Raw genomic sequence first — 12,628 nt, forward strand, 5'->3', positions numbered from 1 at the left:
TCCCCTCTCATCTTATTTTTCTTTTACTTCTAATAACAAATCACCTGAGCTGATTGCTTCGCCTTCTTCAACATAAATGTGATCTACCGTGCCCGCAAAACGTGCTTCGATAGTCGTTTCCATTTTCATGGCTTCTGTAATCAGCAACGGCTGACCTTTTTCTACTTTATCGCCACGTTTGACCAATACTTGTAGAACAGAACCAGACATCGTTGCGCCGATTTGTTCTTTATTAGTTGGTTCCGCCTTTTGTTTTACTTGAACAGCAGACTTAATGGAGGCATCTTTAACTAAAACCTCACGACGTTGCCCATTCAAATTGAAGAACAAGACACGGTTTCCGTCAATATCAGGTTCGCCAATTTCATCTAAACGAATAATTAACGTTTTTCCTCGTTCAATTTGAACTTCCAATGTCTCTCCTTGACGAATACCATTAAAGAATGTTGGCGTATCTAATAAGGTTATATCTCCAAAGGTTTCGTATTTTTGACGATACTCTAAAAATACTTGTGGATACATTAAATAACTTAAAACTTCTTCCAATTTAGGTTGATACCCAATTTTTTCGGCTAATTCTTCTTGTACTTTCGCAAAATCAACAGGTGCTGCTAAGTCACCTGGCCGCTCTGTGAAGGCTGGTCGACCTTTTAGAATAATTCGTTGCAGCTCTTTCGGGAACCCACCAACTGGTTGACCTAAATCACCTTGGAAAAAAGTCACAACGGATTCAGGAAAACTTAGTTCTTCACCACGCGCATAAACATCTTGTTCTGTCAGATGATTTTGAACCATGAAGAGTGCCATGTCTCCCACGACTTTTGAAGATGGCGTCACTTTTACAATATCGCCAAACATCAAATTCACTGTGTGATACATTTTTTTGATTTCATCCCAACGGTGCCCTAAGCCTACCGCTTTTGCTTGCTGCTGCAGATTAGAGTATTGACCACCAGGCATTTCATGCATATAGACTTCTGTTTGCGGGGCATTTAACCCATTTTCAAATGGTTGATAATACATGCGCACATCTTCCCAATAATGATTGATTTTCTGTGCATTATCAATGTTAATAGTTGGCGTCCGTTCACCATTGACTAAAGCATAATATAGACTGTTCATACTTGGCTGGCTAGTTGCGCCACTCATCGCACTCATTGCGACGTCAACAATATCAACGCCCGCTTTAGTAGCTGCTGAATAAGTGATGATCCCATTACCACTAGTATCGTGGGTGTGGAGATGAATTGGTAAATCCGTGGCTGCCTTTAATTCACTAATTAAACGATAAGCAGCTTGTGGTTTCAATAAGCCAGCCATATCTTTAATCGCAATGATTTGTGCACCTAAATTTTCCAATTCTTTAGCCATATCAAGGTAATATTGAACATTATATTTTGCTCGGGCTGGATCATTGATGTCCCCAGTATAACAAATTGCTGCTTCCGCAATTTTTCCGGTATCTCGAACGACTTGAATACTTTTTTCCATTTGAGGAATCCAGTTTAAGCTATCAAAAATTCGGAAAACATCGACTCCTTGGCGAGCAGATTCTTTAATGAATTCTTCAATAACATTATCAGGGTAATTTTGATAGCCTACCGCATTAGAACCTCTGAACAGCATTTGTAAAAGTGTATTTGGCATCAACTGACGAATTTTTCTTAAACGTTGCCATGGGTCTTCGGTTAAGAAGCGATAGGCAACATCGAACGTAGCGCCACCCCACATTTCACTAGAAAACAGCTCAGGCAGGGCTACATCAGTTAGACCAGCAATTGCTTTAAAATCTTGTGTTCTCACACGAGTAGCTAATAAACTTTGGTGCGCATCACGGAACGTGGTATCTGTCATTAACACACTTTCTTGATTCTTAACCCAATCGATGACGGCGGTTGCTCCTTGAGCGTCTAGAATATTTTTAGCTGTGATCACTTTTTCTGGAACTTCAATATCTGTCGGCACGCGCGGGGCTTCAAAATATTTTTTCTCCGTTCGTTCAATGCCAGGGAACCCATTGACCGTTACTTCTCCAATGTATTTCATCGTTTTATTGCCACGATCGCGCATACGAGGAAATTCAAATAATTCAGGTGTATTATCAATAAAGGTTGTTTTGGCTTCGCCAGATTGAAACGCTGGATAGCTCACAACATTTTGTAAAAACGGAATATTTGTTTTCACGCCACGAATCCGAAATTCTTTTAAGCAGCGTTGCATTTTACTGATTGCCTGTTCAAAAGAGAAACCATGCGTACAGACTTTAACCAATAAAGAATCAAAGTAGGGCGTCACAGCGTAGCCAGAATAAGCATTCCCTACATCTAAACGCACACCAAAACCACCTGGTGAACGATACGTATCAATTTTCCCTGTGTCTGGCATAAACTGATTCAGGGGATCTTCAGTCGTAATCCGACATTGAATAGCCGCGCCTTTTAATGTCAATTCGTTTTGTTTTGGCAAATGCATATCTTTATGCAAATCAAGCCCTTGCGCAATTTGTAATTGAGAGATCACAATATCAATATCTGTAATCATTTCTGTGATAGTATGTTCTACCTGAACACGAGGATTCACTTCAATAAAATAAAACTGATCCTCTTCTACTAAAAACTCAACCGTTCCCGCATTTACGTAGCCGACATGCGCCATTAACTGCACAGCAGCCGAACAAATGGCTGCTCGTTGTTCTTCATTCATTGATACACATGGTGCGACTTCTACCACTTTTTGGTGGCGCCGTTGAACGGAACAATCACGTTCAAATAAATGCAAGACATTCCCATGATGATCGCCTAAAATTTGTACTTCGATATGTTTAGGATTAGAAATATACTTTTCAACATAAACCTCGTCAGAACCAAAGGCTGCTTTCGCTTCACTTTTTGCTCTTTCGTAACCTTCTCGTGCTTCCTTGGCATCGTGGGCAACACGCATCCCGCGACCGCCGCCACCTAAAGCAGCTTTAATCATGATAGGAAAGCCATGCGTTTCACCAAAATCTACGACCTCTTCCACCGTTGCTACTGGCCCGTCTGAGCCTGGAATCGAAGCAATCCCCGCAGCTACAGCTGCTTCTTTCGCTTTAATTTTATCGCCAAAAATATCTAAATGATGTGTTTTAGGTCCAACAAAAATGATTCCTTCTTCTTCACAACGTTCGGCGAAGCGTAAGTTCTCAGATAAAAAGCCATAACCAGGATGAATGGCATCTGCTCCCGATTTTTTGGCAATTTGGATAATATTTTCAATGTCTAAATAGGCTTCAATTGGTTTTTTCCCCTTACCAACTAAATACGCTTCATCTGCTTTGAAACGATGAACAGAATACTCATCTTCTGCAGCATAAATCGCTACTGTCTGGATATCTAATTCTGTACAAGCTCTAAAAATTCGAATCGCAATTTCGCCACGATTGGCAACTAATACCTTTTTCATAACGTCACTCCTACCATCAATTTCCTTCAAATTTATTGGTTCTGTTCTAAAGATAAATAGTACTCATTTTCTAATTTCTGACGTGTTTCATCTGCACTGATATTCAGGACAAAGGCCACAGCAATCGAAATAATCAGCAAACTATTCCCACCTTGACTCAAGAACGGGAAAGTAATTCCTGTTAATGGAATAATCCCAGTAATCCCACCAACATTAATAAAGACTTGAATTAATAACATTGTACCAATTCCAATACACATTAGTGAATTAAAAGGTTTCTTCGAGCGTACACCGACTAAAATAATTCGCGCAATCATAAACATCAACAATCCTAAAATCGCTAGACCGCCGATAATGCCTAACTCTTCTAAAGTAATCGCAAAGATAAAATCCGTATGTGCTTCAGGTAAAAAGCCTTTTTTCTGAACACTATTTCCTAGACCTTTACCAAACCAGCCGCCATTACTGATTGCATAATAAGAATTAGCTAACTGATGGCCTAAGTTCCGTTCATCTAAAAATGGATTTTTAAAAACAGCAAAACGATTATAAATATATTGATAACGCGCTGGGAAAATTTTTCCTTTAGACATAATTAATAACTGAATAGCCGTGATACTACCTAAAATGCCCAAGCCACCAACCAAGTAGGTATACATATAATTAATCCCACTTGCTAAAACCATCACGATGGTAATTAATGTTAGAATGGCCGCATTCCCGAAGTCAGGCTGGATTGCAACTAGAGCAATTAATACAAAAACGAGCATCAACGGTCGCCCGGCAGCTTGTTTAAATTGATCCATGCCTCCATTAATTGTCTTTTGTCGCCGTGCTAAAATATAAGACAGATACCAGACAACCATGATTTTTAAATACTCAGCTGGTTGCATCGAAAATCCACCAATCTCAATCCAACCACGTGCGCCGTTAATTTCTTTCCCGATACCAGGAATCCGAACGGCTAAAACCATAACCGTAATTACTGCAATGGCAAACATGATAAAACTTCGATTCTGAAAAACGGATGTTTTCATCTTATAAATAAAAAACATTGCAACTAACCCTACTACCCAAAAGGCAACCTGGTTAATAACGAATGACGTAGGTGAAAAACCTTTCATTACTTGTAATGCGGATGTGGAACTATATACCATAATCAATCCCACGATACTTAAAATTAAATATGGAATAAAAATACTATAGTCTAGCAAATGCCGTTTCTTTACTTTGTTTGGCAAAGCTTAACCCTCCTTGCCAATCTCGTTTTTTTCTTGTGTTTCTTCATAAACATCTGTATATAATTGATTCAATTCGCGTTCTAAATCACTTAGTAAGCGATGTCCTTCATCATTAGTTAAAATCCCCAAACGGGTCGCATAGGTCACTTGTCTTGAAAAACCATACATTTGTGTATCCACCACTTCTTCAAATGCTTTACATTGAGAAATGCACAAACTGTTTTTTTGATTACGAATAAGCATTTTAATGCGTTCTGCATCGTCTTCTAATAATTGAATGGCAAATTTCTTTGAAATTCCTTCGTCCATTTATACAGAACCTCCCTATCTTAATTAAATAATTATAACATAATTCTCAGTTAGATACATGATGATTTCAGAAAATTTCCTTTAAGAAATTTTCTAAAACCAAGCGATATATTAAGTAAGAAATCTCTTTATATAACAAGCTTATTTTATCAATACAACAACAAATACATTAAAAGACTTTTTCCTTATTTTCTGCTTTTAATTTTAAATAAAATAACAAACTATATCATTTTTTTGTCTCTTGATATTCTTTAATTACTTCTAAAAAGGCGGTGCCATATTTATCTAATTTATTTTGGCCGACCCCTTTTATTTGCAATAATTGAATCGTTGTTTGCGGTAATTTTTCACACATTTCTTTAAGTGTACTATCGGAAAAGACTACATATGGCGGTACGCCTGCCTCTTGAGCCATGTCCATACGTAATTCGCGTAATCGTTCAAACAAGGCATCATCCACTGCTACTTTTCGAACTTTTTGGTCTTCTTTTCGGAAGACTTTCCGTTCCCCTAAAAGCACCTGAACACCTTCTGTCGAGACTGATAACAACGGAAATTGCCCATCAGAAGGAATTAAATAACGTTCTGCTGTCAAATAATCAATCAGCTGTGTGACTTCTTTTTGCGTGCGACCTTTCATTAGTCCGTATGTTGGCAAACGATCAAAATGCCATTGATCAATTTTTTGATCTTTTGAGCCAGTCAAGACTTTACCAACTAAGCCCTTACCGAAACGTTCTCCCATACGTTTTACACAAGACAAGACTTTTTGGGCATCGACCGTAATATCGACTAATTCTCGATTATCCAGACAATTCGAGCAGCGACCGCAGTCCGTCCCTTCTTCACCAAAATAGCGTAAAATATATTTTTGTAAACACATTTGTGCATTCGCATATTGTGACATTTCCCGTAATTTCAAGTACTCTTTCTGCTTATAATCAATGGTCATTTCAGATTGTTCAATAAAGTATTGTTGAATTTGCAAGTCTTGTGGAGCAAACATTAACACAGCATCACTAGGCAGACCGTCACGACCAGCTCGGCCGGCTTCTTGGTAATAAGATTCAATATTCCCTGGTACTTGTGCGTGAATGACAAAACGAACATTACTCTTATTAATCCCCATACCAAAGGCATTTGTTGCTACCATCACTTGCACTTGATCATACAAGAATGCTTCTTGATTTTCACTACGTAACTGTTCACTCATGCCCCCATGATACATCCCAGCTGCAATTTTTTTACTTTCTAATAAATGATAAATTCGTTCAACTTCCTTCCGCGTGCTTGCATAGATAATACCTGATTGCCCAGTATTCATCTTTAAATATTCCAAAAGAAAAACGTCTCTGTTTTGATCCTTCACGACTTGAAAAGATAAATTTTCTCGAGCGAATCCTGTTTTGATTTCATTTTCTGATGGAATTCTTAATTGCTTGACAATATCCTCCGCTACTTGTGGCGTTGCTGTTGCTGTTAGTGCAATCACAGTTGGTTGCTGTTGAAATTGATCGATAATCTCTGCTAAACGCAAATAGCTTGGACGAAAATCATGCCCCCATTGTGAAATACAGTGTGCCTCATCTACTGCCAATAAATCAATCGGTACATGTGTCAGCATCTGTTGAAAATCATAAGATTCTAATCGCTCTGGCGCAACATACAATAGCTTGACTTCTTTGTTAACCGCTAATTGAATACGATGATTCATCTCTTGATAGGAAATGGTACTATTGATATATGTAGCTGGAATCCCCATTAAATTCAGGGCGTCTACTTGATCTTTCATTAAAGAAATTAATGGTGAAATCACCAATGTTAAATTATCCAGAAGTAAGGCTGGCAACTGATAACAAATCGATTTGCCTCCACCTGTTGGCATAATGCCTAAGACATTTTCTTGTCGCAATACATGACGAATAATCGTTTCTTGTCCTGGCCGAAAATCATCATAGCCAAATGTATCTTTTAATAATTCTTGTAATGCACTCATTTATTGCGCTCCAATCTTTGTTCTACAAGTCATTTTAACACGCTAATCTAACAGGAACAAGGTGTGTTAAAACAAGACACAATCGTGAAACACCAGTTAACGTGAAACATCAAAAAAAATGAAAAATTGTGAAAGCTTGCTATCAAAAGCTTTCAAAAATAACGGCATTTGCTTGTTGTGGATAACGAGTAGTTATCCACACATAAAAAAATAACCTTATCTTAAAATACGCATTAATTCGTTTTTGCCCTCAAAAAAACCAACTATTTTCGTAGTAAAACGAGCATAGTTGGTTTAAATGTTTATTTGTCGAAAAATTATTCAGCTTTATCTGGTACAACTTTATCTGTTTCAATTAAAGGTACTTTCATTTTTTTCAATTCTTGATATCGCTCTGAAGTTTGAACACCGTATACTTGATAACGAATTCCAGAAACATTGAGTTTCTCAATGACCGCTTCATCCGCAATATCATTAGCGACAGATAATAATGCGTTTTTATATGATTTAATTTTTTTTATCTCTTTAGGAATATCTTCTTTTTTATCACATAACCATGAGACAGTAGCATCTGGATACTTTTGAATCACAAAATTTCGACTTGGTTCATCACTAATCACAAAAAAACTTCGATCATAAATTTCATATTTTTTTAAGATGTCCATAACATTTTTAACAAAATGTTCATCCAACCAGTTTCCTTTAGATCCATCAACATTAACCATCAATCCATTATTTGCAGCTGCTTCAATTGCTTCTTCAAACGTCGGAATTTTTATTGATGTGTTTTCATATTTAGGATAACTAGCCGTTTTTATACTTAATTTTTTTAATTGTTTCATGGTAAATTTTTCTGATCTTCCCTGTCCATTCGTTGTTCTATCCAATGTATTGTCATGCATTAAATATAATTGACCATCTTTATTGCTACGAACATCAATTTCTACACCATTATAATTCTGGTTAGCTGCTTCATTAATTGCTTCAACAGTATTTTCTGGAGCTTTATTATGATCTCCACGATGAGCTATAATTTGTGTCTGGTTTTTAGGTAATAAACGTTCAACAGAACTATTAGCACAACCAGTTAATAGAAATACCCCTACTATCAGATATTTTGCGATTTTATTCACTTATCCACACAACTCCCTTACTTATTAAAAGAAAAAGTACAATAGCCATTGGCATTTTGTACTTTTCAAAAAAATTATTCAGCTTTTTTCTTTTTCTTGCTTGCTTTTTCGCGTTCGTTTTTGTTAAGAATTTGTTTTCTTAAACGGATGCTTTCTGGTGTTACTTCACAGTATTCATCTTCATTCAAGAATTCTAATGATTCTTCTAACGTTAATTTTTTCGGTTTTTTAATGACTGATGTTTGGTCTTTCGTTGCCGAACGAACGTTAGTCATTTGTTTGGCTTTTGTGATGTTCACAGTTAAATCATTGTCGCGGTTGTTTTCCCCAACAATCATTCCTTCGTAAACTTCTGTCGTTGGTTCAACGAAAACTGTACCACGTTCTTCAATACTCATGATTGAGTAAGTCGTTGCTTTACCAGTATCGATTGAAACTAGCGCACCTTGATGACGGCCGCCAATCGTTCCTTGAATCATTGGTAAGTATTGATCGAAGGTGTGGTTCATAATACCATAACCACGAGTCATTGATAAGAATTCTGTTGAATAACCAATTAAGCCACGAGCTGGTGCTAAGAAGATTAAACGCATTTGTCCGTTACCGGCATTAATCATATCTTGCATTTCGCCTTTACGTAAACTTAGGGATTCAATCACGCTACCCATGTATTCTTCAGGTGTGTCAATTTGAACACGTTCAAATGGTTCACATTTAACCCCATCAATTTCACGTTCAATAACTTCTGGACGAGAAACTTGTAATTCATAGCCTTCACGACGCATGTTTTCAATTAAAATTGATAAATGCAATTCGCCACGGCCTGATACAGTCCAAGAATCTGGGCCAATTGGATCAACACGTAAAGATACGTCTGTTTGTAATTCAGCCATTAAACGTTCTTCGATTTTACGAGCGGTGATGTATTTTCCTTCACGTCCCGCAAATGGAGAATTGTTAACTAAGAAAGTCATTTGTAAGGTTGGCTCATCAATGTGTAGAATTGGTAATGCTTCTTGATTGTGAACATCTACAACTGTTTCCCCAACGAAAATGTCTTCCATTCCAGAAACGGCAATTAAATCGCCCGCTTTTGCTTCATCAATTTCCACACGTTGTAAGCCAAAGAAACCTAAAATTTTCGTTACACGGAAATTTTTCACGCTGCCATCTAATTTCATCAACGCAACTTGGTCGCCGACTTTCATTGTGCCACGGAACACACGGCCAATCCCAATACGTCCAACGTAATCGTTGTAGTCTAGTAATGAGACTTGGAATTGAAGTGGTTCGTCTGAATTGTCAACTGGAGCTGGCACATGTTCAATAATTTTATCAAAAATTGGGGCCATTGTTGGCTCTTGATCTGCTGGATCATCTGATTCACTTGAAGTTCCGTTTAAAGCAGAAGCATAAACAACTGGGAAATCTAATTGATCGTCGTCTGCGCCTAATTCGATGAATAACTCTAAAACTTCATCTACTACGTGTTCAGGACGAGCAGAAGGTTTGTCAATTTTATTAACAACCACGATTGGTGTTACTTTTTGTTCTAATGCTTTTTTCAATACGAAACGTGTTTGAGGCATTGTTCCTTCATACGCATCGACAACTAAAACAACACCGTCTACCATTTTCATGATACGTTCTACTTCACCACCGAAGTCCGCGTGTCCTGGTGTATCTAGAATGTTGATACGTGTACCGTTATAATCTACGGCTGTATTTTTTGCTAAGATAGTAATTCCACGTTCACTTTCAAGTGCATTGGAATCCATTGCACGTTCTTGTAATTGTGTGTGTCCATCTAAAGTGTCAGATTGTTTTAAAAGTTCATCTACTAAGGTTGTTTTACCATGGTCAACGTGGGCGATAATTGCCACGTTACGAATATCATCTCTGTATTTCAATTTAATTGCTCCTTATCTATATACGCTTATGTTACTTAAGTCCATAAAAGCCGACTGCTTATTATAGCAAACTTTTTTCATTAAAAAAAGGCTTTCGCCTGCAAAAATAATGAAAGTTTTAGAAATTATTCGGCTTTTTCTGAAAACAAGGACATTTTTTTACAAATTTTTCTCTTTTAAAAGAGGAAGAGCCTTACCTTTCAGCAACGCTCTTCTTTGATTATTCCGATTCATTTAAATATCGGGTAAATACTTCATCATAGGTTTCAGGAGTTGCTGCAATAAAGTATTCACGACCCGCAAAAGTTAATGGTTTTCCTGTAATACCAGAGTATTTAAACCCAAATTCTTCCAAAAGTACTAAGCCTGCTGCATAATCCCAAGGACTTAGATTAGATAAATAGCCATGATGGTTGCCTTTTAACATAGCAATAATTTCCAAACCTGCACAACCGCTAATACGCACGCCCATGCTTGCTTGTCCGATTTCCGTTGCGTGATGAATATTTTTTCCATGCATGTAAGCATTCATGCCCCATAATCCATCTGCCAAGGCTTTCATAGTAGGCGCTTTTAATAATTGATTATTCCGATAAACGCCAAGCCCTTTGCCGCCCCAATAAAGTTCTTCTCGCATCACATCATAGATAAAACCTAATTTACCAATGCCGTCTTCATAAACAGCTAACATAATACAAAAATTTTCTCTTTCCATCACGAAATTCATTGTGCCATCAATCGGATCGATGATCCACACGCGACCAGCAAAACTTTTTAAAGTATTGTAGCCTTTTTCTTCCCCTAAAATTTGATCTTCGGGAAAATTTGTTTGAATTTTATTCATTAAAAATTCTTGGGTTTGTTCATCCATATTTGTCACTAAATCGGTGCGGCCATTTTTCTGTTGAACGGTTAACTCTGATTCCAAGTTCATTCGAATCACATCGGCTGCTTCAAAAAGCCAACTTTGAATTGTTTGAATAAATTTTTGCGTTTCAGTCATCTAATCATCCCCCAGCTTTAATTTACCGCTTCCCTGTTTTTTAGCTTGTTGAAGCGTACGATATAACGAATATCCTGAAGCATTTTCAAATTCACGACCTAAGCGTTTTTCTTCGCCGATACTTTTAACGACCGTTTTAAATTGTTGATAAGTTGTTAAAAATTTGTCAACAGGCAAGCCTGTTTCGTTGGCTTGCTCAACTGCTGTCCACATATTAGTGACAATCACCATTTCCTCTGTCGTCCAATCTAAATCTAATGGATATTGATAGTCTTTCATGTCTTCACCTCATCTTCTCTAGTTTAGCATATTTTCATAAAAAAACATCTTATTTACGTCGATTTTTTAATGCGTTAAAGAGAGGATATTCTGCTGTTCCTTTACGATACAAACTTTGTTGCGAAGCATAAATACCGCTATTTCCTGAACACATAAAACTGATTAAGCAGACCATGAAAAAATAGACTGCCGCTTCACTACCAAATAGTTCAATGCCCATAATGAAACAAGCAATCGGCGTATTCGTGGCGCCAGAAAAAACACCAATAAATCCTAAACCTGCTAAAAAAGGAATTGACAGATGTAACAAAGGGGCCAAAGAACTACCTAACGTAGCCCCAATTTCAAACAATGGCGTCACTTCTCCTCCTTGGAATCCGGCACCCAAGGATAACACCGTAAAGAATAATTTCCCAACAAAATCAAAAGGCTGCGCATTGCCTGCAAAAGCATCTTCTAGTAAAGGTAAACTCAAGCCTAAATAACGTTGGTTGTTTAAGACGAGCACAAACAGAACGACAATGGACGCCCCAAGAAACGCACGAAGGTAGACATTAGCAAACCAATTTGCATAGGTCTTTTTTAAAAAGACAATGGAACGACTAAAAACCCAACCTGCCAAGCCAAAACAAATCGATGCCAAAAATAATTTTACAAATAGATCAACTGACCAAGTCGGAATTTTGCCCATCGGATAATGCGTATGTGTTACACCAAAACTTTCAGTTACAAAATTAGCAAATAAGCCTGCAAAAAAACTTGGGAAAAGTGCCTCTGCACGAACTTTTCCAATCGCCAAAACTTCTAATCCGAAAACCGTTCCCGCTAATGGTGTGCCAAAAACAGAACTAAAACCTGCACTAATTCCACTGATAATAATTACTTGTCGTTCCAAAGCGGACAGTTTAAAGACTTTTCCTACAGCATTTGCGATTGCGCCCCCCATTTGCACCGCCGTCCCTTCACGACCAACGGAACCACCAAATAAGTGCGTAGTAATCGTGCCAAACAATGTTAAAGGAATTAAGCGCAAGGGAATATCTTCTTCCCCGCCATTGCCTTGTTCAATCACTAAGTTATTTCCTCGGCTAGAATTTTTCCCAAAACGCGTATAGAAATACGTAAAAACGACACCGCTAATGGGGAGGATAAAGAGTAACCAAGGATTTGCTAAACGAACATCTGTTACATAGGTAAGACTCTTTAAGAAAAAGGCGGATAACGCCCCCATAAATAAACCAATAATTGCGGTAATGAGCAACCATTTTGCCATATAACCGCTGATTGATAGTAGTTGCTTTGTTTCTTTTTTCACT

At 37.6% G+C, this 12,628-nt stretch carries 9 protein-coding genes; all 9 read right to left on the minus strand.

The window, feature by feature from the left end; genetic code table 11:
* Window positions 1–12 precede the first annotated feature (12 nt).
* The 9 genes from IGL23_RS09545 to IGL23_RS09585 all read right to left on the minus strand — a co-directional run bounded on the left by IGL23_RS09545 (window position 13) and on the right by IGL23_RS09585 (window position 12,627).
* Window positions 13–3,441 (minus strand): pyruvate carboxylase, encoded by a 3,429-nt coding sequence (locus tag IGL23_RS09545; RefSeq protein ID WP_033594479.1) that lies wholly within the window; start codon window positions 3,439–3,441, stop codon window positions 13–15.
* A 32-nt stretch (window positions 3,442–3,473) separates the two neighbouring features.
* Window positions 3,474–4,682, minus strand: a complete 1,209-nt coding sequence (locus IGL23_RS09550) for an FtsW/RodA/SpoVE family cell cycle protein (protein ID WP_002356686.1) — start codon at window positions 4,680–4,682, stop codon at window positions 3,474–3,476.
* A gap of 3 nt (window positions 4,683–4,685) precedes the next feature.
* On the minus strand, window positions 4,686–4,991 hold the full coding sequence (locus IGL23_RS09555) for a YlaN family protein (protein ID WP_002356684.1): 306 nt from the start codon (window positions 4,989–4,991) through the stop codon (window positions 4,686–4,688).
* 226 nt (window positions 4,992–5,217) lie between these two features.
* Window positions 5,218–6,987, minus strand: a complete 1,770-nt coding sequence (gene recQ / locus IGL23_RS09560; RefSeq protein ID WP_002356683.1) for a DNA helicase RecQ — start codon at window positions 6,985–6,987, stop codon at window positions 5,218–5,220.
* A gap of 317 nt (window positions 6,988–7,304) precedes the next feature.
* Window positions 7,305–8,120, minus strand: a complete 816-nt coding sequence (locus IGL23_RS09565; protein WP_033594478.1) for a glycerophosphodiester phosphodiesterase family protein — start codon at window positions 8,118–8,120, stop codon at window positions 7,305–7,307.
* A 74-nt stretch (window positions 8,121–8,194) separates the two neighbouring features.
* A complete protein-coding gene (gene typA / locus IGL23_RS09570) occupies window positions 8,195–10,030 on the minus strand; it encodes a translational GTPase TypA (RefSeq protein ID WP_002356682.1) in 1,836 nt (611 codons plus the stop codon).
* A gap of 220 nt (window positions 10,031–10,250) precedes the next feature.
* Window positions 10,251–11,033 (minus strand): inositol monophosphatase family protein, encoded by a 783-nt coding sequence (locus IGL23_RS09575; RefSeq protein WP_002356680.1) that lies wholly within the window; start codon window positions 11,031–11,033, stop codon window positions 10,251–10,253.
* On the minus strand, window positions 11,034–11,312 hold the full coding sequence (locus IGL23_RS09580) for a UPF0223 family protein (RefSeq protein WP_002356679.1): 279 nt from the start codon (window positions 11,310–11,312) through the stop codon (window positions 11,034–11,036).
* 49 nt (window positions 11,313–11,361) lie between these two features.
* On the minus strand, window positions 11,362–12,627 hold the full coding sequence (locus IGL23_RS09585) for a voltage-gated chloride channel family protein (RefSeq protein WP_033594477.1): 1,266 nt from the start codon (window positions 12,625–12,627) through the stop codon (window positions 11,362–11,364).
* Window position 12,628: the final 1 nt, after the last annotated feature.

This window comes from Enterococcus sp. MSG3299 (assembly GCF_050555765.1).
In the GTDB taxonomy this organism is placed as follows: Bacteria; Bacillota; Bacilli; order Lactobacillales; family Enterococcaceae; genus Enterococcus; species Enterococcus faecalis.

What these genes read in the sequence shown, in the direction of transcription:
- IGL23_RS09545 (WP_033594479.1), bottom strand. Translation starts at nt 3,441, where the DNA reads ATGAAAAAGGTATTAGTTGCCAATCGTGGCGAAATTGCGATTCGAATT.
- IGL23_RS09555 (WP_002356684.1), bottom strand. Translation starts at nt 4,991, where the DNA reads ATGGACGAAGGAATTTCAAAGAAATTTGCCATTCAATTATTAGAAGAC.
- recQ (WP_002356683.1), bottom strand. Translation starts at nt 6,987, where the DNA reads ATGAGTGCATTACAAGAATTATTAAAAGATACATTTGGCTATGATGAT.
- IGL23_RS09575 (WP_002356680.1), bottom strand. Translation starts at nt 11,033, where the DNA reads ATGACTGAAACGCAAAAATTTATTCAAACAATTCAAAGTTGGCTTTTT.
- IGL23_RS09580 (WP_002356679.1), bottom strand. Translation starts at nt 11,312, where the DNA reads ATGAAAGACTATCAATATCCATTAGATTTAGATTGGACGACAGAGGAA.